Source organism: Stenotrophomonas sp. SXG-1, from assembly GCF_014083965.1.
Lineage (GTDB): Bacteria > Pseudomonadota > Gammaproteobacteria > Xanthomonadales > Xanthomonadaceae > Stenotrophomonas > Stenotrophomonas geniculata.
This window is the reverse complement of the sequence record NZ_CP046588.1, coordinates 687,190-712,294: the sequence shown is the minus strand read 5'-3', so window position 1 is coordinate 712,294 and position 25,105 is coordinate 687,190. Positions and strand designations below refer to the sequence as shown.

The 25,105-nt window shown below is 67.0% G+C and carries 22 protein-coding genes and 1 pseudogene; 7 read left to right on the top strand and 16 right to left on the bottom strand.

The window, feature by feature from the left end:
* Positions 1-10: 10 nt before the first annotated feature.
* The 3 genes from ahcY (at position 11) to GOC52_RS03130 (ending at position 2,642) form a co-directional block, all read left to right on the top strand.
* Positions 11-1,456 carry an adenosylhomocysteinase gene (gene ahcY, locus GOC52_RS03140; protein WP_019338084.1) on the top strand — a complete coding sequence of 482 codons (1,446 nt, stop codon included), beginning with the start codon at positions 11-13 and terminating at the stop codon, positions 1,454-1,456.
* 209 nt (positions 1,457-1,665) lie between these two features.
* Positions 1,666-2,139 (top strand): Cys-tRNA(Pro) deacylase, encoded by a 474-nt coding sequence (ybaK, locus tag GOC52_RS03135; RefSeq protein WP_019338083.1) that lies wholly within the window; start codon positions 1,666-1,668, stop codon positions 2,137-2,139.
* Positions 2,139-2,642: a hypothetical protein gene (locus tag GOC52_RS03130; protein ID WP_049448953.1), complete on the top strand. Its 504-nt coding sequence runs from the start codon at positions 2,139-2,141 to the stop codon at positions 2,640-2,642. Before ybaK ends, GOC52_RS03130 begins: the two co-directional genes overlap by 1 nt.
* Here GOC52_RS03130 and GOC52_RS03125 read toward each other — a convergent pair.
* On the bottom strand, positions 2,639-3,157 hold the full coding sequence (locus GOC52_RS03125; protein WP_159359807.1) for an energy transducer TonB: 519 nt from the start codon (positions 3,155-3,157) through the stop codon (positions 2,639-2,641). The genes GOC52_RS03130 and GOC52_RS03125 overlap by 4 nt on opposite strands.
* Positions 3,158-3,361: 204 nt before the next feature.
* Positions 3,362-3,919, bottom strand: coding sequence for a DUF3228 family protein (locus GOC52_RS03120; RefSeq protein ID WP_043397983.1), 558 nt, complete (start codon positions 3,917-3,919; stop codon positions 3,362-3,364).
* Positions 3,920-4,055: 136 nt separating this feature from the next.
* On the opposite strand from GOC52_RS03120, the gene GOC52_RS03115 reads away from it, so the two are divergent.
* Entirely contained in the window at positions 4,056-5,573 is a 1,518-nt protein-coding gene (locus tag GOC52_RS03115) for an amidohydrolase family protein (protein WP_043397980.1), read from the top strand.
* Positions 5,574-5,579: 6 nt separating this feature from the next.
* Here the strand turns inward: GOC52_RS03115 and GOC52_RS03110 are convergent, their stop codons facing one another.
* The 3 genes from GOC52_RS03110 to GOC52_RS03100 are packed head-to-tail and all read right to left on the bottom strand — an operon-like array spanning position 5,580 to position 8,308.
* Positions 5,580-6,311, bottom strand: a complete 732-nt coding sequence (locus GOC52_RS03110; protein ID WP_043397977.1) for a LytR/AlgR family response regulator transcription factor — start codon at positions 6,309-6,311, stop codon at positions 5,580-5,582.
* On the bottom strand, positions 6,308-7,357 hold the full coding sequence (locus tag GOC52_RS03105; protein ID WP_043397974.1) for a sensor histidine kinase: 1,050 nt from the start codon (positions 7,355-7,357) through the stop codon (positions 6,308-6,310). The genes GOC52_RS03110 and GOC52_RS03105 overlap by 4 nt, the downstream gene beginning before the upstream one ends.
* Positions 7,358-7,381: 24 nt before the next feature.
* Complete coding sequence (locus tag GOC52_RS03100; protein ID WP_191850669.1) at positions 7,382-8,308, bottom strand: alpha/beta fold hydrolase; 927 nt, start codon at positions 8,306-8,308, stop codon at positions 7,382-7,384.
* Between the two features lie 203 nt (positions 8,309-8,511).
* Here GOC52_RS03100 and metF point away from each other — a divergent pair, with 203 nt between their 5' ends.
* Both metF and GOC52_RS03090 read left to right on the top strand, forming a co-directional pair.
* Complete coding sequence (gene metF, locus GOC52_RS03095) at positions 8,512-9,339, top strand: methylenetetrahydrofolate reductase [NAD(P)H] (protein WP_004143823.1); 828 nt, start codon at positions 8,512-8,514, stop codon at positions 9,337-9,339.
* Between the two features lie 40 nt (positions 9,340-9,379).
* A complete protein-coding gene (locus GOC52_RS03090) occupies positions 9,380-9,964 on the top strand; it encodes a DUF4124 domain-containing protein (protein WP_043397970.1) in 585 nt (194 codons plus the stop codon).
* A 44-nt stretch (positions 9,965-10,008) separates the two neighbouring features.
* On the opposite strand, the gene GOC52_RS03085 is transcribed toward GOC52_RS03090, so the two are convergent.
* The 3 genes from GOC52_RS03085 to GOC52_RS03075 form a co-directional block, all read right to left on the bottom strand.
* Complete coding sequence (locus GOC52_RS03085; RefSeq protein WP_010481915.1) at positions 10,009-10,965, bottom strand: Nudix family hydrolase; 957 nt, start codon at positions 10,963-10,965, stop codon at positions 10,009-10,011.
* A 113-nt stretch (positions 10,966-11,078) separates the two neighbouring features.
* A complete protein-coding gene (gene secA / locus GOC52_RS03080) occupies positions 11,079-13,811 on the bottom strand; it encodes a preprotein translocase subunit SecA (RefSeq protein WP_010481917.1) in 2,733 nt (910 codons plus the stop codon).
* A gap of 267 nt (positions 13,812-14,078) precedes the next feature.
* The gene (locus GOC52_RS03075; protein WP_191850667.1) at positions 14,079-15,035 is read right to left on the bottom strand and encodes a M23 family metallopeptidase; all 957 of its coding nucleotides are present in this window, start codon (positions 15,033-15,035) and stop codon (positions 14,079-14,081) included.
* A gap of 12 nt (positions 15,036-15,047) precedes the next feature.
* On the opposite strand from GOC52_RS03075, the gene GOC52_RS03070 reads away from it, so the two are divergent.
* Positions 15,048-15,497, top strand: coding sequence for a DUF721 domain-containing protein (locus tag GOC52_RS03070; RefSeq protein WP_029379786.1), 450 nt, complete (start codon positions 15,048-15,050; stop codon positions 15,495-15,497).
* A gap of 282 nt (positions 15,498-15,779) precedes the next feature.
* Here GOC52_RS03070 and lpxC read toward each other — a convergent pair whose 3' ends face one another.
* From lpxC to ftsW, 8 genes and pseudogenes are all read right to left on the bottom strand, one after another.
* Positions 15,780-16,691, bottom strand: coding sequence for a UDP-3-O-acyl-N-acetylglucosamine deacetylase (gene lpxC, locus GOC52_RS03065; protein ID WP_005408085.1), 912 nt, complete (start codon positions 16,689-16,691; stop codon positions 15,780-15,782).
* Between the two features lie 191 nt (positions 16,692-16,882).
* Positions 16,883-18,118: a cell division protein FtsZ gene (gene ftsZ / locus GOC52_RS03060; protein ID WP_043397963.1), complete on the bottom strand. Its 1,236-nt coding sequence runs from the start codon at positions 18,116-18,118 to the stop codon at positions 16,883-16,885.
* 170 nt (positions 18,119-18,288) lie between these two features.
* Positions 18,289-19,524: a cell division protein FtsA gene (ftsA, locus tag GOC52_RS03055; protein WP_005408083.1), complete on the bottom strand. Its 1,236-nt coding sequence runs from the start codon at positions 19,522-19,524 to the stop codon at positions 18,289-18,291.
* Between the two features lie 68 nt (positions 19,525-19,592).
* Positions 19,593-20,270: pseudogene (locus GOC52_RS03050) on the bottom strand (cell division protein FtsQ/DivIB); the annotation flags it as partial.
* Positions 20,267-21,229 carry a D-alanine--D-alanine ligase gene (locus GOC52_RS03045; RefSeq protein WP_043397959.1) on the bottom strand — a complete coding sequence of 321 codons (963 nt, stop codon included), beginning with the start codon at positions 21,227-21,229 and terminating at the stop codon, positions 20,267-20,269. The pseudogene GOC52_RS03050 and the gene GOC52_RS03045, both read right to left, overlap by 4 nt.
* Positions 21,226-22,662, bottom strand: a complete 1,437-nt coding sequence (murC, locus tag GOC52_RS03040; RefSeq protein ID WP_043397956.1) for a UDP-N-acetylmuramate--L-alanine ligase — start codon at positions 22,660-22,662, stop codon at positions 21,226-21,228. The genes GOC52_RS03045 and murC overlap by 4 nt, the downstream gene beginning before the upstream one ends.
* 40 nt (positions 22,663-22,702) lie before the next feature.
* Positions 22,703-23,788 (bottom strand): undecaprenyldiphospho-muramoylpentapeptide beta-N-acetylglucosaminyltransferase, encoded by a 1,086-nt coding sequence (gene murG / locus GOC52_RS03035; RefSeq protein ID WP_191850665.1) that lies wholly within the window; start codon positions 23,786-23,788, stop codon positions 22,703-22,705.
* On the bottom strand, positions 23,785-25,104 hold the full coding sequence (ftsW, locus tag GOC52_RS03030) for a putative lipid II flippase FtsW (RefSeq protein ID WP_043397950.1): 1,320 nt from the start codon (positions 25,102-25,104) through the stop codon (positions 23,785-23,787). Before ftsW ends, murG begins: the two co-directional genes overlap by 4 nt.
* Position 25,105 lies beyond the last annotated feature (1 nt).

Genomic DNA, 25,105 nt, shown 5'->3' with positions numbered 1-25,105 from the left:
GAGCACACGAATGAACGCTGTTGCCAAGACCTTCTCCACCGAAGGTGATTACAAGATCCGCGATATCACGCTGGCCGACTGGGGCCGCAAGGAACTGGACATCGCCGAGCACGAAATGCCGGGCCTGATGTCGATCCGTCGCAAGCATGCCGCCAGCCTGCCGCTGAAGGGCGTGCGCGTGACCGGTTCGCTGCACATGACCATCCAGACCGCGGTCCTCATCGAGACCCTGAAGGACATCGGCGCCGACGTGCGCTGGGCCTCGTGCAACATCTTCTCGACCCAGGACCACGCTGCCGCCGCCATTGCCGCCACCGGCACCCCGGTGTTCGCGTGGAAGGGCGAGACCCTGGAAGAGTACTGGGACTGCACCCTGGACGCGCTGACCTTCACCCTGGCCGATGGCACCCTGACCGGCCCGGAGCTGGTGGTGGACGACGGCGGTGACGTGACCCTGCTGATCCACAAGGGCTACGAGCTGGAAAACGGCAGCGACTGGGTCAACACCGCGTCCGCCTCGCACGAAGAACAGGTCATCAAGAACCTGCTCAAGCGCGTCGCCAAGGAGCGCCCGGGTTACTGGGGCCGCGTGGTCAAGGACTGGAAGGGCGTCTCCGAGGAGACCACCACCGGCGTGCACCGCCTGTACCAGCTGGCCCAGGCCGGCACCCTGCTGATTCCGGCGATCAACGTCAACGACTCGGTCACCAAGAGCAAGTTCGACAACCTGTACGGCTGCCGCGAGTCGCTGGCCGATGGCCTGAAGCGCGCGATGGACGTGATGCTGGCCGGCAAGGTGGCCGTGGTCTGCGGCTATGGTGACGTGGGCAAGGGCTGCGCCGCCTCGCTGCGTGCCTACGGCGCGCGCGTGATCGTCACCGAGATCGACCCGATCTGCGCCCTGCAGGCGGCGATGGAAGGCTATGAAGTCAATACCATCGAATCGACCCTGGGCCGTGCCGACCTGTACGTCACCACCACCGGCAACAAGGACATCATCCGCATCGAGCACCTCAGCGCGATGAAGGACCAGGCCATCGTCTGCAACATCGGCCACTTCGACAACGAGATCCAGGTCGATGCGCTGGTGTCGTTCGCCGGCATCAAGCACGTCAACATCAAGCCGCAGGTGGACAAGTACATCTTCCCGAACGGCAATGCGATCTTCCTGCTGGCCGAAGGCCGCCTGGTGAACCTGGGCTGCGCCACCGGCCACCCGAGCTTCGTGATGTCCAACAGCTTCGCCAACCAGACCCTGGCACAGATCGACCTGTGGGCGAACAAGGACAGCTACGAGAAGAAGGTCTACCTGCTGCCGAAGAAGCTGGACGAAGAAGTGGCCCGCCTGCACCTGGAAAAGATCGGCGTGAAGCTGACCACCCTGAGCCAGGAACAGGCTGACTACATCGGCGTGCCGGTGGAAGGCCCGTTCAAGCCGGACCACTACCGCTACTGATCGTGCAGGGGTCGGATCCCTTTCCGCAGGAAAGGGCTCTGATACCAGCAACGGATGCACACGGAACGGGCGCCTTCGGGCGCCCGTTCTGCGTTGGTCCACCGATCCTGGCTTCTGGTGGATGCCGGGCTTGTCCGGCACCGCATCCGCCAGCGCCAGGCAATAGCCTCGGTCAAGGCAACACCCCCGCCCCACGCTACGATGTCCCCATGACCCCGGCCATCAACCTGCTCAAGCGCGAGAAGATCGCCCACACCGTGCGCAGCTACGTGCACGACGCCCATGCCGAATCGTATGGCGGCGAAGCCGTCGACAAGCTCGGCCTCGACCCGGCCCAGGTGTTCAAGACCCTGCTGGCCAGCACCGAGGCACACGAACTGCTGGTGGCGATCGTGCCGGTGGCCGGCCAGCTGGACTTGAAGGCATTGGCCGAAGCGGCCGGCTGCAAGAAGTGCGAGATGGCCGCCGCCGACGCCGCACAGCGCGCGACGGGTTACCTGGTCGGTGGCATCAGCCCGCTCGGGCAGAAGAAGCGCCTGCGCACCTTCCTGGACGCCAGCGCGCAGGCATTGCCCGCGCTGCATGTCAGCGCCGGTCGCCGCGGCCTGGAAGTGGAACTGGCGCCGGCTGACCTGCTGCGCCTCACCGCCGGCCACTACGCTGCCATCGGCAAGTCACGCTGATGCGCTGGCCGTGGTCTGCAGCGCCGATTCCCCGGCTCGACGATGCACAGGCCGACGTGCTGCTGCAGGACCTGTTGTCGCGCGACGCAACGCGCATCACCGATGCCGCACGCACCGTCGCCCGATTGTTCACCCCCGCATCCCTGGAGGCGTTGAGCGCGCATGTGGATACGATTGAACGCAGCTGCCAGGGCGTCGCCCTTGGCGGCATGCTGATCAGCAACCAGGCTCACCTCAAGGCGGCCCTGCAACGGCTGCGCTACTGGCAGGCGCGCGAAGGCTGCCTGTGTGCGCTCTACCCTTCCTATGTGTTCTTCAGCCCCGAGCCGCTGCTGGAACAAGGTCACGTGCAGCTGCGTGCACGGGGCGAAGCGGAGGATGGCTGGGGCGAATGCTACCGGCTGACGTGCACCTGCTGCGCGCGGCAATGGAGCGCGACCGAGCGCGAGTACCACTACCGCTGGTGGGAGTGGAAGGCCGAGCCCGCCCTGCAGATGCCCTAGTTGAGCTTGAACGTGACCGTTCCGCGTATCAGGCTCATGTCTGGCGCCTTGCCCGCCGCTTCACGCTCATAACGCCAGTCGCGCGCGTGCTTGAGCGCCGCCGCATCGAGCAGTGGGTACCCACTGGACCGGGACAGGATGATCGCCTGGGTCTTGCCCTGTGCATCCAGCAGCAGCATCAGCTCGACACCGCCCTGCTGGGCTTCGCGCATGGCGGCCGCAGGATACGCCGGGACCGACGAGAGCCGCCGCTGGTGCCAGCCTCCTTCCCGGGCAATCAACGGCGTGCTGGAAGAGAGCGGGCAACGCGCAGGCATCTGCAGGTCGAAGCCCGCAGCCCCTTGCGAAGGCCGGGTGGTGGCTGGCCCACCACAGGCAATCGCCGACACGCTCTGGAGCAATGACTGCTGACGCGAAAGCGCTGCTGCGTCATCCGCTTCCACATGGAACGTGCAACGCCCCGAGGTTGCCTGCGCCTGCAGTGAACCCACGCCCGCGTCGCGGATCTGCGTCACGTCGGACAGGGCCCCACAGGCAGCGCCTGCATCGTACTTTGCTGCCGAGCTTTCACTTGCGGCCAACAGGCCTGCGGCGACCCATGCAAACGGCATCCAACGTCGAACATCCATCCCTGTGCTCCCTGCGTTGATTCACCGCCATGGTAGCGCTCCACTGCCGTCACCCTGTTCACATGCCGGCTGTCCGGCCACAGCGTGGGCTCAGGGCCGCCAGTTGGCGTTGTTCTCCCAGAACTCCACCGAGCGCCGGTAGGCCTCCCGGTCCAGCGGTACACCGGAACCGCCCTCCTCCACGCCCAGCGCATTGCGCATCATCGTGATCGGCGCCATCGGCACCTCTTCCGGTTCGGCGGTGTAGATGCAGCCGACGATGCCCCAGTCGGCCTCGATCGGTGAACCTTCCCTCGCCAGCTGCCCGGCGCTGTACAGGATCACCACCAGGTAGTTCGCGCGCGGGGACTCCACACCCTCGAACCAGCGCACCAGTACCGGCAGTTCCTCACGGTTGCGCGCTTCGTAGCCGCTGCGCAGCAGATGGCGGTTGGCCTCGGTGACCGGCACCGTCAGGCAGCGCGTGCTGGTCCAGTTCTCGTAGACGAACAACTTGCAGAACGGCGCGTAGCCGTCGAGCACCTTCAGCGGTGCGTGCGCATTGAGGTGTGCCTCGAACTGCTCGGCAGTGCAGTCCTGGATGGTGTTGCCGCGCGGCACGCGCGGGAACAGGCGGGGACGGGCGAAATCGGTCAGGACGATGGACATGGCAGGGCGTGATCAGGAGTTCCACCGCACAGGGTAACCGCCCCGGAGCCAGGCCGGGCCAGATGCCGATGGTCACTGGTGCCCGTGTCCGGCTTGCAGCACCCTGCGGACGACCCAATGCAAGGATTGCCGGCTCATGGATGCAGCACGCGCGTTGCCCCGTTCCGCCCACCGTCGGCGATGGCCGATCGTTCTGGCCATCCTCCTGCTGGCGCCGCCATTGCTGTTCGCCGCCGCTCTGCTCTGGCCGCTGTCGGCACCGCCGTTGCCCGAGCCGGGCAACAGCCGCGTGATCGTCAACGCGCGGGTGGTGGACGTCGCGCGTGGCCAGGTCAGCGCCCCCACCACAGTGACAGTGCGCGACGGCACGATCACTGCCATTGGCAAAGCTCCACGGGACACCACATTGCCAGTGCTCGATGCCGGTGGCCGCTGGCTGGTGCCCGGCTTCTGGGACATGCATACCCATGCACTGCAGCTGTCACCGCAACTGCAGTTCGCACTGATGCTGGCCAATGGCATTACCGGCACCCGCGACATGATGGACTGCCCGCAGGCTACCGACCCGCTGATCGCCTGCGTGGCTGACAAGCGCCGCTGGACTGCACAGGCCATCGCAGGGCAACAGGTCGCACCACGCTTCGTGCAGATCGCCAGCTTCTATTTCGAGGATCCATCACTCTCGCCAGACGCCGCCGCCGAACGCGCACGCACCTACACTGCGCGCGGCATCGATGCACTGAAGGTCTACAACCGGCTGCGTGCGGACACCTACCAGCGGCTGGCCACCGAGGCACAGCAGCTGCGTCGCCCGCTGGTCGGCCACCTGCCCAGGGCTGTGCCTCTGGAAAGCGCATTGCAGGCGGGGCAGCGCAGCTTCGAACACGCCCATCTGTTCGTGCGGCATTGCTTCGAAAACGCAGCCGCCTGGCGTGGCGGCACCCTCGACGGCGAAGACCCGACCGCGCTGGCCGAGCGGATGGTCAGTGGATACCAGCCCGCGCTCTGCAACGAAGCATTCGGCCTGATGCAGGCCAGCGGTGCCGTGTTTGTGCCGACCCATGTCACCCGCGAAGAAGATGCACGTGCACGCGACCCCGCCTTCGTCGACGATGCGCGCCTGGCCTATCTGGACCCGCTCTCACGCTGGGCGTGGCGTGATGATCTGACGGCCACCGCCGATCGCTACCCTGGCCGGCGCGGCGAAGCTGCGCTGAAGGTGTACTTCGATCATGGGCTGGCGCTCACCGGTGCGGCGCATCGTGCCGGCGTCACCGTGCTGGTCGGCACCGATACCGGATTGGGCGGCCTGCGCTACCACGACGAACTGCACTGGCTGCGGCAAGCCGGCCTGAGCCAGGCCGACGTGCTGCGCGCAGCTACGCTGCAGGCCGCGCGTCATCTGCAGTTGCAGGCATCGCATGGCAGCGTCGAAGTCGGCAAAGCCGCAGACCTGGTGCTGCTTGATGGCAACCCGCTGCACGACACCGCCAATACCCGTCGCGTGCATGCGGTACTGCTGGCCGGCCACCTCTATGACCGCCCGCGGCTGGATGCGCTGCTGGCCTATGCGCGCGGGCAGGCACGCTCACCCGCCGTAATGGCACGCCTGCTGTGGGGCTTCATCACCAGCCCGGTCAGTGCCGAGCTGTAGCGGCAGCTACAACGCCATCCGCTCGCGCAGTTCACGCGCCTGCCGCCGCGACACTTCCACCTCACTGCCATCATCCAGCGTCAGCTCGTAACCATCGGCAATGCTGGGCGTTACGCCACGGATGCGGCGCAGGTTGACCAGGGTATTGCGGTTGGCACGGAAGAACAGATCCTGCGGCAGGCGTGCTTCCAACGCGCTCAGGCTGCGGGTCAGCAAGGCGTTCTGGTCGCGGAACCACAGCCGCGTGTAATTGCCATCCACCACCAGCCGGCGGATCTCGGAGACCGCCACGAACCAGCAGCGTTCTCCCTCGCGCACGAACACCTGGTCCTGCGCGCCCAGTGTGCTGCGCGGCTCCCGCGTTTCGCCCGCCACCACCTCGCGCTGGCGCGCCCGCTCCAGCGCCTCCAGCAAGCGTGGCGCCTCGACAGGCTTCACCAGATAATCCAGCGCATTGGCCTGGAACGCGCGCACGGCGTAGGTGTCGTAGGCGGTGACGAACACCACTGCAGGCACCGTCTCCAGGCCGTCCAGCACATCGAAACCACTGCCGGAAGGCATCTGCACGTCCAGCAGCACCAGGTCCGGCGCCAGCGTGGCGATCGCCTCGCGCGCGGCAGGCACATCGTCGGCCTCACCCACGCACTGCACCCATGGCAGCGCCGACAACAGCGTACGCAGCTCCTGCCGCGCCAGCCGCGCATCATCAACGATCAACACACGCAGCGTGGCACTCATTGTGGAATCTCCAGCAGGGCCTGCATGCGGTCGCCGACCGGTTGCAGCGTGAAACGCCCCTGCGTGCCGAGCTGCGCATGCAGGTAGGTCAGGCCGACGCCATGCCCATGGGCAGGCTCGCCGGCGCTGCCCGGCGGGTTGTCCACCTGCAGTCGCAATACATCGCCGTCCAGCGTGGCCTGGATCTGTACCTCGCCACCACCGGGGCGGCTGGCAATGCCGTGCTTGATCGCATTCTCCACCAGCAGCTGCAGCGCCATCGCCGGCAACTGCGCCTGCAGGGCGTCAGCATCGATGTGCCGAGCTACCTGCAGGCGCTGCTCGAAGTGGATGGCCTCGATCGCCAGATAGTCGTCCACCACCGCCAGTTCTTCGGCCAGCGTGACCTGCTCACTGCGGTTGTGCGCCAGCGCCTGGCGCAGCGTGCGCGACAGGCGCGTGACCATGTCGCGGGCGCGCTCGGGGTCTTCCAGGATCAGCGCGCGCAGGTTGTTCAGCGCATTGAACATGAAGTGCGGGTTGAGCCGTGCGCGCAGTGCATCGCGCTCCAGTGCGCTGCGTTCGGCTTCGGCTCGCAGCCGGGCCAGTTCACTGTGGCGCGCCCGGCGCAGACCGTGCAGGCCGGCCCACAGGCCGGTCCACATCAGCAGGAACAGCGCGGTGTTCATCCAGTACACCAGCAGCGAAGACCATCGGTAATCCGCGTGGCCACCGGGCAGCTGCACCCAGCCCAGTGCCAGCGCCGGCAGCAGCAGCGCCGCCGTCATCGCCTGTGCGACGCTGGCACCGGCCACCACACCGGCGGCCAGTTTCAACACCAGGCTGCCCAGGCTCCCCTCCCACCAGCGCTGGCGCAGCGCCACCGCGCGCAGCATGCCACTGCACAGCCACAGGCAGGCGGCCACGCTGACGGTGATCAACACGATGCCGCTGAACACCACGCCGCCGCCGATCCGCATCCCCGCCCACAGCCCGTACATCGCATAACCCGCCCATGCCAGTGCATTGAGCGTCCAGAAGCGGCGGGATGAGGTAGTGGCGTCCATGCGGGCTCTCGGCGAGGACAAGGGTCAGGGGTGCGCGGCGAGGAAACGCTGCACCTGCTCCTGCAGCCAGCGCGGATCATCCCACATCAGGAAGTGGAACCCCTGCGCGCTCATCGCGATCTGCACGCCCTGAAGCTTCGCGTACTGGGCCTGGAACACCGCGCGCGTGCTGGCCTCGGTGCCGCCCATCGGCTGGTAACCGGCCCAGCTGCCCAGCACCAGCGTCGGTGCGCTGATCGAGGCGATGCTGTCGCGCAGGTCGGTGGTCATCACCGCATGCATGGCATCGGCGGTGGTCTGGCGGTCACTGCCTTCGCCCCAGCGGCCCAGCTCGGCCTGGCGCTGCGGATCACGGGTCATGCCCGGAAGGCCCGCCTGCAAATGCGCCTGCCATTGCGCGGCGTCGGCAGCGAGCATGCCCTTGCGCAGCTGGTCGGCCATCGGCCGCACGCTGTCTGCGGTGGCCTTCGGGTCACGCGCGGCTGGCAGGAACGGCAGTGCATCGACCACCACCAGGGCGCTGACCGCCGCCGGCTCGGCCTGCGCCATCTGCAGGCCCAGCAGGCCACCCAGGCTGTGTCCGATCACCACCACCGGGCCCAGGTGCCGGTCATGCAGGTAGGCCAGCAGCTGCCCGCGCATGGCCGGCAGGAAGTCGGCCGGGCGCGGATCAGCGGCTGCGGCGCCGGCAAAGCCGGGCAGCTGCACCAGATGGCACTGCACGTCCTTCAGCGCCAGGCAGGTCTCGCGCCAGACCTCGGCGCTGCTGTTGAGACCGGGGATCATCAGCAGCGGACGGCCCTTGCCGACCACCTCGACCTGCACCTTGCCGGTGCCTGTGGCGGCCGCCGCATGGGCCGGACCGGAGCCAAGCACGGCCATCGCCATGCCGATCATCGCCAGCCGGGCCAAGGCCTTCATTGCGTACCACAGTGCCAGGAAGATCTTCATCGTCTGCTCCTTCGTCGGGTGGGTGGTGCCGGGATGGGAACAGCGTGCCGCCGGGCCAGTGCCCCCGGTTACGATTTCGGAGCAACGGCCGGACACCTGGGCGAACGGTCGCGTGCCACGGATGGCCTGCCCTCACGCAGCCGTCAAACATCCATCTTGATGAAGCGATATACTGACCCGCACCCGCCGCCACCGCCCGTGCCATGACTGCCATCAGCTTCGAGTTCTATCCGCCCAAGACCGACGAACAGCGCAGCCAGCTGGACCGCGCCGCGGCCAAGCTGAAGGACTACGGTCCCGAGTACGTGTCGTGTACCTTCGGCGCCGGTGGCTCGACCCTGAGCTACACCTCCGAAACCGTGCGCCATCTCAACCAGCACCACGGTTTCGATGCCGCGCCGCACCTGTCGTGCGTGGGCGGCACCCGCCAGGAGATCCGCGAGCTGCTCAAGCTGTACCGCGCCATCGGCTGCCGCCGCCTGGTCGCGCTGCGCGGCGACCTGCCGTCGGGCATGGGCTTTCCCGGCGACATGCGCTATGCCGCCGAACTGATCGACTTCATCCGCGCCGAGCACGGCGATGCGTTCCATATCGAAGTAGGCGCGTACCCAGAAACGCATCCGCAGGCCTCCGATGCACTGGCCGACCTGAAGCACTTCAAGGCTAAGATCGATGCCGGTGCCGATGCGGCGATCACCCAGTACTTCTTCAACCCGGACGCGTACTTCCATTTCGTCGACGAAGTGCGGCGGTTGGGCGTGCAGGTACCGATCACCCCCGGCATCATGCCGATCGCCAACTTCAGCCAGCTGCGTCGCTTCTCCGAACAGTGTGGTGCGGAGATTCCGCGTTGGATCAGCCGCAAGATGCAGGCCTATGGCGATGATGCGGAGTCAGTGCGCGCATTCGGCACTGAAGTGGTGGCCCGGCTGTGCCAGCGCCTGATCGAGGGCGGCGCACCCGGCCTGCACTTCTACACCCTGAACCTGGCCAAGCCGACCACCTCGGTGCTGAAGCTGCTGCAGGGCTGAGCGCACGGCGCGCCAGCGTGATCGGCGCTACCCTGCAGGAATGATCCGGCTTTCCTTCCTGCTGTTGCTGCTGCCGCTGTGCGTGCTGTCGAGCGTCGCCCAGGCGCAGTCCACGCGCCTGAACCGCTGTACCGATGCCCAGGGCCAGAGCGTGTATACCGACCGTCCCTGCGACAGCCTGGGTGCGCAGTCGCGGCTGCCGCCGCCTGCGCCCGCCGGCAACACTCTGCAGCGCGACACCCTGGGGGCACGCTGCCCGCGGCGACTGAGCGAACTGGTGGATGCGCTGCGTACTGGCATCCTCAGCAACGATGTGAACCGGCTGTCCTCGCTGTACCTGTGGGGCGCGGTCTCTGATGCGGGTGCGCAGCGCATCCTCGGCCAACTGGAATCGTTGGCGCGGCGGCCATTGGTGGACGTGGTGCCGGTGTATCCCTCGCAGGCGCTGCCGCAATCGCAGGATGAGGGCCAGAGCCCTGCTGCGCAGGGATCCGACTCTGTGGTCTCTGTGGCGCGGCATCCGATCGGCCTGCGCCTGGAACAGACCTTGCCCGGCAGCGTGTCGCGCGCTTCGACGGTGCTGGGGTTGCGACGGCAGTACGGGTGTTTCTGGATCACGTTGTGATCGGGAGGGTCAGAGCCCCGCGTTGCGATGATCCGACCCTGACATCACGCCGGCCACAGCGCGCGAATGGCGGCGATGCCCTGCCCACCATGGCGACGCGCCTCACTGATGTGGCCACTGCCCATGCCACCCAGCGCGTAGATCGGCAGTGACACCTGCGCACGCAGCTCGGCGAAGGCATCCCAGCCCAGCGGCACGGCATCGGGATGGCTGGCCGTGGCCTGCACCGGACCCAGCACGGCGAAGTCGCAGCCCAACTGCTGTGCGGCCTGCAGCTGCTGCAGGTCATGGCAGGACGCGGCCACCAGCTGGCCTTCGGGCAGTGGACGCTGCGACAGCTCCAGCAGCTGTTCGCTGCCCAGATGCACGCCCACGCCCAGTGCGCGTGCCAGCTCGATATCGCGGTTGAGCAGCCACTGCACGCCGCTGCGACGATGCGCGCGCAGGGCCTGCTCGACCATCGCCTGGCGCTGCGGATGCGCCGTCGGCAAGCGCAGCTGGATGCGCTGCTGGCCCGCGGCCACCGCGCGCTGCAGCTGTTCGTGCCAATGCTGCATGCCGCCCTCATCATCGGCCGGCGCCGGGGTGATCAGGTAGCTGTCGGGCTGGCGCAGGGCGGCCACCACCGGCAGGTCTGCCGGCGGCATTGAATAGCGGCCCAGCTTGTCCGGCGCCACCCAGGTGATCGCCTGCCCTTCACGGCCGCGGGGGGTTCCCTTCCAGCTGCGCACGTGGCGCACTTCCAGGGTCAGGTGCTTGTCCGGATAGCGCTGCGGCACGTCCATCAGCCACTCGCCGACATCGGCCTCGATGCCCAGTTCCTCGCGCAGCTCGCGCACCAGGGCCTGCTCGGAGGTCTCGCCGGATTCGCGCTTGCCGCCGGGGAATTCCCACAGGCCAGCCATGTCGCGGTTCTCGGTACGGCGGTTGAGCAGCACGCGGCCACGGGCGTCGGTGATGACGGCGGCCACAACGTGGATCGATCGGGTGGGGGAAGGCATGGAGGAAGCATGCCCAGAACAGGGCGGCCCGTGCAATCTCGGATCCGGCCGGATCAGCCCTGCGAAACAGCCGCCCTAAAAGAAGAGCCCCGCTTTCGCGGGGCTCTTCGGGGTCAGCTCAGCTGGCCGTGGCAGTGCTTGTACTTCTTGCCACTGCCGCACGGGCATGGATCGTTGCGGCCGATCTTCGGCTCGTCGCGCTGCACCTGTGCGTTGCCCTGCTGGGCAGCCTGCACCTGCGCGGCTTCCTCGTCGGCGCTGTAGCCGCCCACGTCCTGGTGCTGGAACTGCGACTGGCTCAGGCGGGCTTCGGCCTGCTGGCGTTCGGCCGCTTCCAGCGCCTGCACTTCCTCGTCGCTGCGGATGCGCACGCGCGACAGCAGGGTCACCACTTCGCGCTTGACGTTCTCCAGCATGTCCGAGAACAGTTCGAAGGCTTCCTTCTTGTACTCCTGCTTCGGCTGCTTCTGCGCGTAACCACGCAGGTAGATGCCCTGGCGCAGGTAATCCATGCGGGCCAGGTGCTCCTTCCAGCTCTGGTCCAGCACGGTCAGCATCACGTGCTTCTCCAGCGCGCGCATGGTCTCTTCGCCCACGCCGGCTTCCTTCTCGGCGAAGTGCTGGTTGACGCGTTCCTGCACCTTGGCGGCGATGGCTTCGGCGTCCAGCTCTTCGTGCGACTTGACCAGGTCGGTCAGCGACATCTGCAGGCCGAAGTCCGACTCCAGGGTCGCTTCCAGGCCACGCAGGTCCCACTGCTCGTCGATCGAGTTCGGCGGCACGAAGCGGGCCACCACGTCGAAGATCACGTCGTCGCGGATGCCGTCGACGTTGTCCTTCACCGACTCGGCGTCCAGCAGCTCGTCGCGCTGGGCGTAGATCACCTTGCGCTGGTCGTTGTTGACGTCGTCGAAGTCCAGCAGGTTCTTGCGGATGTCGAAGTTGTGGGCCTCGACCTTGCGCTGCGCCTTCTCGATCTGGCGGCTGACCAGGCGGTCCTCGATGACGTCATCTTCCTTCATGCCCATCATGCGCATGGCCTTCTGCACCCAGTCGGAGGCGAAGATGCGCATCAGGTTGTCTTCCAGCGACAGGTAGAAGCGGGACGAACCCGGGTCACCCTGGCGGCCCGAACGGCCACGCAGCTGGTTGTCGATACGGCGCGATTCATGGCGTTCGGTACCGACGATGTGCAGGCCGCCGGCAGCCTTGACGGCCTCGTGGCGCTTCTGCCATTCGGCCTTGACCGCGGCCTTCTGCTCGTCGGTCGCGTCTTCGCCCAGCTCGTGGATTTCCGCTTCCAGCGAACCGCCCAGCACGATGTCGGTACCACGGCCGGCCATGTTGGTGGCAATGGTCACGGCCGCCGGACGGCCGGCATTGGCGACGATGGTCGCTTCGCGGTCATGCTGCTTGGCGTTGAGCACTTCGTGCTTCACGCCCGCCTTGCGCAGGTGCTCGGACAGCATTTCCGAGGTTTCGATCGAGGTGGTACCCACCAGCACCGGCTGGCCACGCTTGGCGCACTCTTCGATGTCGGCCAGCACCGCATTGAACTTGCCCTTGCGGTTGAGGAACACCTGATCCGGGCTGTCCTTGCGGATGGTCGGGCGGTTGGTCGGAATCACCACCACTTCCAGGCCGTAGATGCTCTGGAACTCGAAGGCTTCGGTATCGGCCGTACCGGTCATGCCGGACAGCTTCTTGTACATGCGGAACAGGTTCTGGAAGGTGATGCTCGCCAGCGTCTGGTTCTCGCGCTGGACCGGCACGCCTTCCTTCGCTTCCACCGCCTGGTGCAGGCCATCGGACCAGCGACGGCCGGACAGGGTGCGGCCGGTGAACTCATCGACGATGACCACTTCGCCATCGCGCACGATGTAGTCCACGTCACGCTGGTAGATCGCGTGCGCGCGCAGTGCGGCGTTGAGGTGGTGGACCACGGTCAGGTTCTGCGGCGCGTACAGGCCTTCGGTCTCGCCGTCGAGGATGCCGGCCTCGACCAGCAGCTGCTCGGCGTGCTCCATGCCCGCTTCGGACAGGTGCACCTGCTTGCCCTTCTCGTCGACCCAGAAGTCGCCTTCGCCGTCTTCCACTTCCTGCTTGACCAGGTTCGGCACGACGCGGTTGACGCGGATGTACAGCTCCGGGGAATCATCGGCCGGGCCGGAGATGATCAGCGGGGTACGCGCTTCGTCGATCAGGATGGAGTCGACTTCGTCGACGATGGCGTAGTGCAGGCCGCGCTGGTAGCGGTCGGCCTTGGACAGCGCCATGTTGTCGCGCAGGTAGTCGAAACCGAATTCGTTGTTGGTGCCGTAGGTGATGTCCGAGGCGTAGGCTTCGCGCTTGTCGCTGTGCGGCATGCCCGGGTAGACCACGCCCACGCTCAGGCCCAGCCAGTTGTACAGCTTGCCCATCTGCGCGGCGTCACGGCGCGCCAGGTAGTCGTTCACGGTGACCACGTGCACGCCCTTGCCTTCCAGCGCGTTGAGGTACACCGGCAGGGTCGCCACCAGGGTCTTGCCTTCACCGGTGCGCATTTCTGCGATCTTGCCCAGGTGAAGCACCATGCCGCCGATCAGCTGCACGTCGTAGTGGCGCATGCCCAGCACGCGGCGACCGGCCTCGCGGCAGACCGCGAACGCTTCCGGCAGCACCTTGTCCAGGGCTTCACCATCGGCGATGCGCTGCTTGAACTCCGGCGTCTTGGCCTGAAGCTGCTCGTCGGAAAGCTTCTCGATCTCCGGTTCCAGCGCATTGATCTTGGCGACGATGCGGTTGAGCTGGCGCAGCTGTCGTTCGTTACGACTGCCAAATACGCGGGTAAGCAGGCTGTTGATCATTGAAGGAACCGGGTTGGATGGACACGACGCCCGGCCTCCCCCTTGGGATCCGTCCGCCGCAAACGAAACAGGGCGCCTGGCGCCCTGTCGATGGCAACACCCATTGTAGCTTGGGACGGCCGTGAGGGGTTTCAACCCTTTGCGGTCGTCCAGGCGGCCGGGACCGGGGTCCTGGCGGCCGCGCTTTGCGCTCGCGGGGCATGGCCCCGCGCTACCGCCGGGATCCGACGGCGTGCCGGTAGCGCCGGGCCATGCCCGGCGTTGGGTTCAACCGCGGCTGATGCGGCCGACCGGCGTATTGCCGCCGTCGCCAAGGAACTTGCGCGGGTTGACCACGTTGCCGTTCTCCCACACCTCGAAGTGCACGTGGGCGCCGGTCGAACGACCGGTGGAACCGGCCTTGGCCACTTCCTGCCCGGCACGGACCAGGTCGCCAACCTTCACCACCAGGCGCGAATTGTGCGCGTAGCGGGTGACGTAGCCGTTACCGTGGTCGACGTCGACCACGTTGCCGTAGCCGCCCTTGACGCCGGAGAAGCTGACCACGCCTTCGGCCACGGCCATCACCGGGTCACCGACCTTGGCGTGGAAGTCCATGCCCTTGTGGGTGGCGGCACCGCGGCCGAACGGGTCGGCACGGGTGCCGAAACCGGAGGTCACATAGCTGTTGCGGATCGGCATGCGCGAGGGCACGGCGTTCTGCTGCAGCTGGTGGTCGAACATCAGCGATTCCATCACCGACAACTGGCGGCCTGAAGCAGCGAAGCGCTGCTCCAGCACCTGTAAGTCGGCGTTGACGTCCTTGACCGGGATGTCGCTGGTCGGGCCGCCGGCGTCACCGTCACCGAGGCCGGGGCTCTCGTTGAAGTCGAACTCGCCGTCTTCCAGCTTGCCCATCTGGGTCAGCCGTTCGCCGAGGGCGTTGAGGCGTGTGGCCTGGGCCTGCAGCTCGCCGAGGCGGGCCGCCAGCGCGTTGACCTGGGTCTGCGCATCGCGCTTGACCTTGGCCAGCTCCGCATCCTGGCGCTCGACCTTGGCCTGCAGGCGGGAGTCATTCAGCGCGCTGGCGCCAATGCCACCGGCAAGGCCGATAATGCAGCCTACCCCGAGCACGCTGCCCAGCAGGGCGCGGGGGCGGTCCTCGAAATAGAACCGCAAACGCGCGATGGGCGACGATTTGGCCTGTCCTTCACGCGTTTTGATTACGATCTTTTTGAATGCCATCAGTGAGTTTTCATGTCTGAGCCGAAATCCAGCGTTCGCCCCGCGTCAGTGCCGAAGCCGGCGCTGGATGCGGTGATGGCGGACAAAAGCGGGAACCCGCTGCGGCGTGCCTTGTGGCTCGACGCGCTGGACCGTCAGTTGCGCCCCCAGTTGCCGCCACCTCTGCGCAGCCGTTGCCGGCTGGCCAATGTGGACGGGGAACACCTCGTTTTTCTCGTCGAGTCCCCGGTCTGGCATGCCAAGTTGCGGCTTGCCGAAGCCCAGTTGCTCGACGCGGCCCGTTCCATCGGGCTGAAGGCCACCAAGGTGACCATCAAGACTGCGTCTCCCACTCCCACGCGCTCCCCAGCGCTCGACAACCGGAATGGACCCCACGCAGTTTCAGCCGCCACGCACAAAGGGCTACGCGACGCCTTGGCTTGCCTGCAGGACGTTCCTTCGAAGCCGAAGAAGCGGTCCTGACGACAACGGAGCATCCGGCTCCGCTCCCCGTCGCACGTGTCACCACGGCGTGAAACATTTCGGGGGCCGGGTCGCATCCTAGCTGCCATCCGGGGGCCTGTCGTTAGATTGTTGTTAAAACTACGTTAAATTCAGGCTTCCGATCCAACAGGTTCACAAAACCGTGACCTCGAACCGGCCTTGATGCGCGTCAAGCATGCTGAATGCGACGAAGATGCCTGAAACGACAACGCCGCCCTGGAAGGCGGCGTTTTTGTCTTTCAATTCAACAACCTGCAGGAATCAGGCATAGGCCGGAGTGGCATATTCGACCGGATCCGGCGTGGCCGGCGAGTCGAAGCTGACCCATTCCCAGGCGGTGGCATCGGCCATCAGCGCGCGCACCAGCTTGTTGTTGAGCGCGTGACCCGACTTGAAGCCCTCGTAGGCACCCAGCACTTGGCCACCGGCCAGATAAAGGTCGCCGATCGCGTCGAGGATCTTGTGGCGCACGAATTCGTCGGCGTAGCGCAGGCCGTCTTCGTTGAGCACGCGGAACTCGTCCAGCACGATGGCGTTGTCCATCGAACCGCCCAGGCCCAGGTTGCGCTCGCGCATGTATTCCAGGTCGCGCATGAAGCCGAAGGTGCGCGCGCGGGAGATTTCCTTGGTGTAGGCCAGCGTCGAGAACTCGATTTCCTGGCGCGACTGCTTGGCCGGGATCATCGGGTGGTCGAACTGGATGGTGAAGCCCAGCTTGTAGCCCTCGTACGGGCTGAAGCGGGCCACCTTGTCGCCCTCGGTCACTTCCACGGTCTTCAGCACGCGGATGAAGCGCTTGGGCGCATCCTGTTCCACGATGCCCGCCGACTGCAGCAGGAACACGAAGGGGCCGGCCGAACCGTCCATGATCGGCAGCTCGGCCGAGGACAGTTCGACGATGATGTTGTCCACACCCAGGCCGGCCAGCGCCGACATCAGGTGTTCGACGGTCTGGATCTTGGCGTCGTTGCAGGTCAGGCCGGTGCACAGGGTCACTTCGGTGACCAGCTCGGCCTTGGCCGGCACTTCCACCACCGGGTCCAGGTCCACGCGGCGGAACACGATGCCATGGTTGACCGGTGCCGGGCGCAGGGTCATGTAGACCTTGTCACCGCTGTGCAGGCCAACGCCGGTGGCGCGGATCGTGTTCTTGAGGGTGCGTTGCTGGATCATGGGGGATGGACCGGAAGTGACACATTAGATTAACACGCAAGGTCCCCTACCCCGGCTGAAAGCAGGCAGGACGCACCGGCGCGCCAATGGGACGCACATGAAGCAGGGCGGCCGGGCCCATCCTGGCCCGGCGCCCGCATTTTCAGGACATGGTGGCGCAACCCGGGGAGGACAACCCCGGGCCGCCCCGCTCAGTCCGCCTGGCGGCGCAGGAACGCCGGGATGTCCAGGTAGTCGTTCGGCAGTTCCGCCGCAGCCGGGGCCGAAGCCGCCGGGGCCGACGGGGCCGAAGCCGCCGCGGTATCGCTGCTGGCACGACGCAGGCCCAGGCCCATGCCACCGACGGCCTTGGACACAGCGTCGCCGCCGTTGTCGAAGTCACCGAATTCCGGCTGGCCGGTGGTGGCATTGCGGACCAGCTTGATCGGCGCACGCTCGCCCGGACGCTGGGTCTTGCTGGCCGACACGCGGTTCAGGCCGGTAGCGACCACGGTCACGCGCACTTCGTCCTGCATGTCCGGATCCAGCACGGTACCGACCACCACGGTGGCGTCTTCGGAAGCGAAGCCATCGATGGTGCGGCCGATCTCGTCGAACTCGGCCATGGTGAAGTCGGCGCCGGCGGTGATGTTGACCAGGATGCCGTTGGCACCGGCCAGGTTCACATCGTCCAGCAGCGGGTTCTGGATCGCGGCTTCGGCAGCGGCCTGGGCGCGGTCATCGCCACGGGCGGTGCCGGTACCCATCATCGCCAGGCCCATTTCGGACATCACGGTGCGCACGTCGGCGAAGTCGACGTTGATCAGGCCCGGACGCACGATCAGGTCGGCAATGCCCTGCACGGCGCCCTGCAGCACGTCGTTGGCGGCACGGAAGGCCTGGATCATGGTCGCGTTGCGGCCCAGCACGGTGATCAGCTTCTCGTTCGGGATGGTGATCAGCGAGTCGCAGTGCTGGCTCAGTTCCTCGATGCCCTTCAGCGCCACCTGCATGCGGCGACGGCCTTCGAACGGGAACGGCTTGGTGACCACGGCCACGGTCAGGATGCCCATTTCCTTGGCCAGCTGTGCCACCACCGGTGCCGCGCCGGTGCCGGTGCCACCGCCCATGCCGGCGGTGATGAAGACCATGTCCGCGCCCTGCAGCGCGTCCATGATGCGCTCACGGTCTTCCAGCGCGGCCTGGCGGCCGACTTCCGGATTCGCGCCTGCGCCCAGGCCCTTGGTCACGTTGGTACCCAGCTGCAGCTGCAGCTTGGCACCACAATTCTTGATGGCCTGCGAGTCGGTGTTGGCGGTGATGAATTCCACGCCATCCACCGCCGAGTTGACCATGTGCGCCACGGCATTGCCGCCGCCGCCGCCCACGCCAACCACCTTGATCACCGCATTGGGTGCCATCTTTTCGATCAGTTCAAAATGCGCCATGTCCGTGTCCTCGTTGTATCCGCTTTGGCTGGCATGGGCATTCGGGCGTCCTGCCGTCCTGCTGCATGCCAACGTTGCGGCTGTGTGGGTTGTGTGTTGCCGGTATTGCCCTGTGATACGGGTACTGCGGGTGTTGCGCCTGGGCGATGCCCAGGTTTGCGGATTCCGCGTCAGAACTCGCCGCGGAACCAGGTCTTGAGTTTCTTGAACATGCTTCCAGCGCGCCCGGTCGGCAGCGACGGCCGGCGCGGATGCTCGATCTGGCTGCCCATCAGCAGCAGGCCCACGCCGGTGGCATGCACCGGGTTGCCGACTACTTCGCCGAGGCCGGTGACGTGCTGCGGAATGCCCACGCGCACCGGCATCTGCAGCATTTCCTCGGCCAGCTCGACCACGCCTTCCATCTTCGAAGCGCCACCGGTCAGCACCATGCCGGCGCGCACCAGTTCCTCGAAGCCGGAGCGGCGCAGTTCGGCCTGCACCATCTCGAAGATTTCCTCGTAGCGACCCTGCACCGCCTGCGCCAGCGAGTGGCGCGGCATGCGACGCGGCGGGCGGTCACCCACCGACGGCACCTGGATGCTCTCCTCGGCGGTGGCCAGCTGGGCCAGGGCGCAGGCGTAACGCACCTTGATCTGCTCGGCTTCCGGGGTCGGCGTGCGCAGCATGTGCGCGATGTCGTTGGTGACGTGGTCGCCGGCGATCGGCAGCGAGGCGGTGTGGCAGATCGCGCCCTGCACGAACACCGCGATGTCGGTGGTGCCGGCGCCCATGTCGACCAGCACCACGCCCAGCTCGCGCTCGTCAGCAGTCAGCACCGCCACGCTGGAGGCCAGCGAGGACAGCACCAGGTCATCCACCTGCAGGCCGCAGCGCTGCACGCACTTGCTGATGTTGGCCGCGGCCGACTGCGCGCACACCACCAGGTGCGCGTGCACCTCCAGGCGCACGCCGGTCATGCCGACCGGGTTGCGGATGCCTTCCTGCGAGTCGTCCAGCACGTACTCGCGCGGGATCGCGTGCAGGATCTTCTGGTCGGCCGGAATCGCCACCGCCTTGGCCGCATCGAGCACGCGATCCAGGTCGCCCCAGGTCACTTCCCCGTCGCGGATCGGCACGATGCCCGGCGAATTCTTGCACTGCACGTGGTTGCCGGAGATCGAGGCGTACACCGAGCGGATCTCGCAGCCGGCCATCAGCTCGGCTTCTTCCACCGCGCGCTGGATCGACTGCACGGTCGATTCGATGTCCACCACCACGCCGCGCTTCAAACCGCGCGACTCGTGCGAGCCAATGCCGATCACTTCGATCGGGTTACCCGGCGAATACTCGCCCACCAGCGCCACCACCTTGGAGGTGCCGATGTCCAGGCCAACGATCAGCGATTTGTCACCCTTGCGATTCATGTCCTTTCCTGCGTCCTGCTGGCTGGGGTCGCCGGCGTTTTCGCCGGCGTGGCCGGGGTACCCCAGCTCAGCGTGAAACCATTGGTGTAACGGAGGTCGGCGCGCTCGATCGGCGCGTCCTGACGGTTCAGCTGCGGCAGCACCTTGACGAAGCGCTGCATGCGCGAGCGCGCGTCGTCGCGGCCCACCACCACTTCGGTGCCGTTGCTCAGCACCAGCGACCAACTGCCGCGTGCATCCATCGTCACCCGGCGCACGTCGACGCCGGCCGGTGCGAACAATGCACGCGAGTCGCTGTACAGCTTCATCACTTCTTCTGTCTGGCTGTCGGGGCCATCCAGTTCGGGCAGCGCCAGGTCGGCCAGCTTCTTCGGCGTGGGGAACAACTTGCCCTGCTCGGAAACCAGGCGGTCGCTGCCCCAGCGCGCGAACGGCTTGTGCTCGACCAGGGTCACTTCCAGCACGTCCGGCCACTGCTTGCGCACCTGCGCGCTTTCCACCCACGGCAGCTGTTCCAGCGCATCCTGCGCGTCCTGCAGCTTGACCGCGAAGAAGCCGGCGCGCGCGTACGGCAGCAGCACCTGCTGCAGCTGTTCGGCCGGCACCCGCTTGAACTCACCATGCACGCGCAGCTTCGCCAGCGGCCAGCGCTCGGCGCCGACCCAGCCATTGACCACGGCCACCACCGGCAGTGCAACCACCGACAGCGCCAACAGCCAGACGAAGATGCGCAGCACCGCGTTCATGCGTGCGAGGCCTCCAGGGTCTGTTCCAGCACGCGCCACACCAGCTCTTCGAAGCTGATGCCGGCCTGGCCCGCGGCCTTGGGCACCAGCGAATGGCTGGTCATGCCCGGCGCGGTGTTCACTTCCAGCAGGAAGAAGCGGCCGCTGCTGCGATCGCGCATCACGTCCACGCGGCCCCAGCCACGGCAACCGGCGGCACGGAATGCAGCCAGCGCGATGCGCCGGATTTCTTCTTCGTCGTCACCGTCCAGGCCCGGGCACAGATACTGGGTGTCTTCGGCGATGTACTTGGCGTTGTAGTCGTACCACTGGCCCTTGGGCACGATGCGGATCGACGGCAGTGCGACATCCCCCAGGATGGCCACGGTCAGTTCGTCGCCCACCACCATCTGCTCCATCAGCAGCTGGCCGTCGTAGCGCGCGGCCAGCGCCACGGCCTCATCCAGGCCTGCATCGTCGGTGACCCGGCTGATGCCCACGCTGGAACCTTCGTTGGCCGGCTTCACCACCACCGGCAGGCCCAGTTCGGCGGCATTGGCGTGCACGTCCTCGGCAGTGACCTTGCGGTACTGCGGGGTCGGCAGGCCCAGCGACAGCCACACCTGCTTGGTGCGGATCTTGTCCATGCTCAGCGCCGAACCCAACACGTCCGAGCCGGTGTACGGCACGCCGAAGGCGTCCATCAGGCCCTGCACGATGCCGTCCTCACCACCACCGTTGTGACCATGCAGGATGTTGAACACGCGATCGATGCCACCGGCGGCCAGCGCCTTGGCCAGCGCAGGGATGCCGTCCACGGCAAACGCATCGACGCCGCGTGACTGCAGGGCTTCGAGCACGTTGCGGCCGGAATCCAGCGATACCTCGCGTTCGCTGGAGGTGCCACCGAGCAGCACGGCGACGCGGCCGAAGCGAGCCGGGTCGGTCACGTGCAGCGGCGGGAAGGTCAGCGTGCTCACGCCTCGCCCTCCCCCTTGAAGCCTTCCACCGCGATGTGGGTGGCCACGGCGCCGATGTCGCCCGCCCCCATCATCAGCAGCAGGTCACCGTCCTGCAGTACGTCCGGCAGCACGCTGGCCAGTTCGGCGGCCTTGCCCACCACCACCGGCTCGCTGCGGCCGCGCGCACGGATGGCACGGGCCAGCGCGTGCGAGTCGGCACCGGCAATCGGCTCTTCACCGGCCGGGTAGACCTCGCTCAGCACCAGCGCGTCGACGCTGGACAGCACCGCGGCGAACTTGTCGAACTGGTCGCGGGTACGGCTGTAGCGGTGCGGCTGGAAGGCCACCACCAGGCGCTTGTCGGCCCAGCCACCGCGGGCGGCAGCGAACACGGCTTCCAGCTCGCTCGGGTGATGACCGTAGTCGTCGATGATGCGGACCTTGGCACCGCTGGCGGTGGTCACCTCGCCCAGGTCGTTGAAGCGACGGCCGACACCGGCAAAGGCTTCCAGCGCGCGTGCGATGGCATCCGGGGCCACGCCCAGCTGCCAGCCCACTGCAGCGGCGGCCAGCGCGTTCAGCACGTTATGCTTGCCGGGCAGCGCCAGCACCACTTCCTGGCTGGTGCCCTGCGGCAGGCGCAGGGTGAAGCGCATGCGCGAGCCTTCCTGCACCACGTTCTCGGCACGCACGTCGGCCTGCGGGCTCATGCCGTAGCTCATCACGTGGCGCGGGGTCTTGGCGGCCAGTGCAGCCACTTCCGGGTCGTCGATGCACAGCACCGCCAGGCCGTAGAACGGCAGGCGCTGCAGGAACTCGGCGAACGCCGCCTGCACGCGGGCGAAGTCGTTGCCGTAGTTCTCCAGATGATCGGCATCGATGTTGGTGATGATCGACATCAGCGGGTTCAGGCGCAGGAAGCTGCCATCGCTTTCGTCGGCCTCGGCCACCAACCACTGCCCACTGCCCAGCTTGGCGTTGGCACCGGCGGCCAGCAGCTGGCCACCGATCACGAACGTCGGGTCCAGGCCACCTTCGCTCAGCACCGCAGCGGTGAGGCTGGTGGTGGTGGTCTTGCCATGGGTGCCGGCCACGGCGATGCCGCGGCGGAAGCGCATCAGCTCGGCCAGCATCGCTGCGCGCGGCATGATCGGAATGCGCTGGCTGCGCGCTTCCATCAGTTCCGGGTTGTCTTCGCGGATGGCGCTGGAGACCACCACGCAGTCGGTGCCCAGCACGTTGGCCGCGGAGTGGCCGCGCATGATGCGCGCACCCAGGCTGGCCAGGCGGCGGGTCGCCACGTTGTCGGCGTTGTCCGAACCGGACACTTCATAGCCCAGCGTCAGCATCACTTCGGCGATACCGCTCATGCCGGTGCCGCCGATGCCGACGAAATGCACGCGCGGGAATGCGCGCACCAGGTCGTTGGTGTCGTGCAGGCGACGGATCATGCGCGGCCTCGCGCAGGGCAGGCGCGGTGGCATGCCTTCTTCATACAGCTTCCTCAAGAATGATATCGGCGATGCGCTCGGCGGCATCGACCTTGGCCAGGGCACGCGCGGCTTGCGCCATCTGCATGCGGCGGGCGGGATTTTCGGACAGATCGCGCAGCAGTGCGGCAATGCCGTCGGCCAGCGTTCCGTCCTGCTTCAGCAACACCGCCGCGCCGCGCTCGACCAGGTACTCCGCATTGCGGGTCTGGTGATCGTCGACGGCAGCGGGGAAAGGCACCAGCACGCTGCCGACACCGACCGCGCACAGCTCGGCCAGCGTGGACGCACCGGAACGGCACACGACCAGGTCGGCCCAGGCGAAGGCTTCGGCCATGTCGGCGATGAACGGGGTGATTTCAGCCTGCACGCCGGCCTTGGCATACGCCTCGACCGCTTCGGCATGCATCTTCTCGCCACTCTGGTGGCGCACCTGCACCGGCACGCTCGTGCCCAGCGCAGCAATCGCCTGCGGCACGCCGGTGTTGAGCGCACGCGCGCCCTGGCTGCCACCGACCACCAGCACGCGCAGCGGGCCATGGCGGTCGGCGAAGCGCTGTTCCGGCGGTGCGATGGCGGCGATCTCCGCACGTACCGGGTTACCGACAAACTCCTCGCCCTTGGCGAAGGTACCCGGGAAACCGGTCAGCAGCCGGCGCGCATAGCGCGACAGGATGCGGTTGGTCATGCCGGGCGCGCGATTCTGTTCGTGCACCAGCAGCGGCAGGCCGTGCAGGCGGGTGGCCATGCCACCGGGGCCAGAGGCAAAGCCACCGAAGGCGACCACCGCACGCGGCTGGCGCTTGCGGATGATCATGCCGGCCGCGCGCAGCGCGCGCATCAGCCGCCACGGCGCGCCCAGCAGGGCCAGCTTGCCCTTGCCGCGCAGGCCGGTGATGGCCAGCGTGTCGACTGGAATGTCGTGCTGCGGCACCAGGCGCGTTTCCATCGCACCGTCGGCGCCCATCCAGGTGACCGGCACGCCGCGCTGGCGCAGCACCCGGGCCACGGCCAGGCCGGGGAAGATGTGACCGCCGGTGCCACCGGCCAGGATCATCACCGGGCGGGCGTTGGAAGCACTGCTCATGACAGCCTCCCGAAGGTCGGTTCGATGCGCGACTGCAGGCGGCTGGTGCCACGCGCAGCGTTCGGCGCAGCGGCAGCCACCGGCTCGGCGCTCATCGGCACGCTGGCGGCCACCGGCGCGGCGGGCCGGTCCATCGGCTCGGCAGCGGCGTCTTCGGCGCCGCCGATGCGCACGGCCTGGCGGCGCTCGGCGCGCTTGAGCTCATAGGACACGCGCAGCAGCAGGCCCATCGCCACGCAGGTCATCAGCACCGACGAACCGCCGGAGGAGATCAGCGGCAGGGTCAGGCCCTTGGTCGGCAGGATGCCCAGGTTCACGCCGATCGAGACGAAGGTCTGCATGCTGATCCACAGGCCGATGCCGAAGGCGATATAGCCGGAGAAGTGGCGCTTCATTTCCACGCAGCGCATGCCCAGCCAGAAGGTACGACCGACCAGCAGCGCGTACAGGGCCACGATCACGCAGGTGCCCAGGAAGCCGAATTCCTCGGCGGTGACCGAGAAGATGAAGTCGGTGTGCGCTTCAGGCAGGTAGTACAGCTTCTGCACCGAGTTGCCCAGGCCGACGCCGGTCCACTCGCCACGGCCCACCGCCATCAGCGCGTTGGACAGCTGGTAGCCGTCGCCCTGCTGGTCGGCCCACGGGTCCAGGAAGGAGGTGATGCGGCGCATGCGGTACGGCTCGATGATCGCCAGCGCGCTCATGCCGACCAGGCCGATGATCACCGGCATCGACATGCGCGGCATGTTCACACCGCCCAGCACCAGCATGCCGGCGGTGATCGCCAGCAGCAGGGTGGACGAACCGAAGTCCGGCTGCAGCAGCAGCAACAGCACCAGCGCACCGGCCACGCCCAACGGCTTGAGCATCGCCGGCCAGGTCGCGTTGACCTCGTCGCGGAAGCGCACCAGATAGCTGGACAGCCAGACGATGTAGAGCACCTTCACCGCTTCCACCGTCTGGAACTTGGAGATGCCCAGGTTGATCCAGCGGCGTGCGCCGTTGACCGTGCTGCCCAGGCCCGGTGCGAACACCGCCAGCAGCAGCACGAAGCAGCCCAGCAGCAGCATCTGGTTGTACTGCTCGATGGACTTCAGTTCAGTGCGGGCGGCAACGACCGCCAGCACGATGCCCACCGCCAGGAAGATCAGGTGGCGGTTGAGGTAGTAGAACGGGCTGCTCATCAGCGCGATCGAACTGGACGCCACCATCACCACGCCAATGCCCGTGAGCGCGATGATCGCGCCCAGCAGCCACTTGTCGTAGCTGCCTTCGATGGCTTCAAGGCGTGTTGCCTGGCGGGACAGGTCGTTCATC

Bases quoted from the DNA above. Each gene is read 5' to 3' on its own strand.
- secA (WP_010481917.1), bottom strand. From the start codon at position 13,811: ATGATCAACAGCCTGCTTACCCGCGTATTTGGCAGTCGTAACGAACGA.
- ftsA (WP_005408083.1), bottom strand. From the start codon at position 19,524: ATGAATCGCAAGGGTGACAAATCGCTGATCGTTGGCCTGGACATCGGC.
- GOC52_RS03110 (WP_043397977.1), bottom strand. From the start codon at position 6,311: ATGAGTGCCACGCTGCGTGTGTTGATCGTTGATGATGCGCGGCTGGCG.
- GOC52_RS03100 (WP_191850669.1), bottom strand. From the start codon at position 8,308: ATGAAGATCTTCCTGGCACTGTGGTACGCAATGAAGGCCTTGGCCCGG.
- murG (WP_191850665.1), bottom strand. From the start codon at position 23,788: ATGAGCAGTGCTTCCAACGCCCGCCCGGTGATGATCCTGGCCGGTGGC.
- GOC52_RS03115 (WP_043397980.1), top strand. From the start codon at position 4,056: ATGGATGCAGCACGCGCGTTGCCCCGTTCCGCCCACCGTCGGCGATGG.
- GOC52_RS03130 (WP_049448953.1), top strand. From the start codon at position 2,139: ATGCGCTGGCCGTGGTCTGCAGCGCCGATTCCCCGGCTCGACGATGCA.
- ftsZ (WP_043397963.1), bottom strand. From the start codon at position 18,118: ATGGCGCATTTTGAACTGATCGAAAAGATGGCACCCAATGCGGTGATC.
- GOC52_RS03075 (WP_191850667.1), bottom strand. From the start codon at position 15,035: ATGGCATTCAAAAAGATCGTAATCAAAACGCGTGAAGGACAGGCCAAA.
- GOC52_RS03105 (WP_043397974.1), bottom strand. From the start codon at position 7,357: ATGGACGCCACTACCTCATCCCGCCGCTTCTGGACGCTCAATGCACTG.
- GOC52_RS03090 (WP_043397970.1), top strand. From the start codon at position 9,380: ATGATCCGGCTTTCCTTCCTGCTGTTGCTGCTGCCGCTGTGCGTGCTG.
- metF (WP_004143823.1), top strand. From the start codon at position 8,512: ATGACTGCCATCAGCTTCGAGTTCTATCCGCCCAAGACCGACGAACAG.
- lpxC (WP_005408085.1), bottom strand. From the start codon at position 16,691: ATGATCCAGCAACGCACCCTCAAGAACACGATCCGCGCCACCGGCGTT.
- ahcY (WP_019338084.1), top strand. From the start codon at position 11: ATGAACGCTGTTGCCAAGACCTTCTCCACCGAAGGTGATTACAAGATC.
- ybaK (WP_019338083.1), top strand. From the start codon at position 1,666: ATGACCCCGGCCATCAACCTGCTCAAGCGCGAGAAGATCGCCCACACC.
- GOC52_RS03070 (WP_029379786.1), top strand. From the start codon at position 15,048: ATGTCTGAGCCGAAATCCAGCGTTCGCCCCGCGTCAGTGCCGAAGCCG.
- ftsW (WP_043397950.1), bottom strand. From the start codon at position 25,104: ATGAACGACCTGTCCCGCCAGGCAACACGCCTTGAAGCCATCGAAGGC.
- GOC52_RS03120 (WP_043397983.1), bottom strand. From the start codon at position 3,919: ATGTCCATCGTCCTGACCGATTTCGCCCGTCCCCGCCTGTTCCCGCGC.
- murC (WP_043397956.1), bottom strand. From the start codon at position 22,662: ATGATCCGTCGCCTGCACGACACCAACGACCTGGTGCGCGCATTCCCG.
- GOC52_RS03085 (WP_010481915.1), bottom strand. From the start codon at position 10,965: ATGCCTTCCCCCACCCGATCGATCCACGTTGTGGCCGCCGTCATCACC.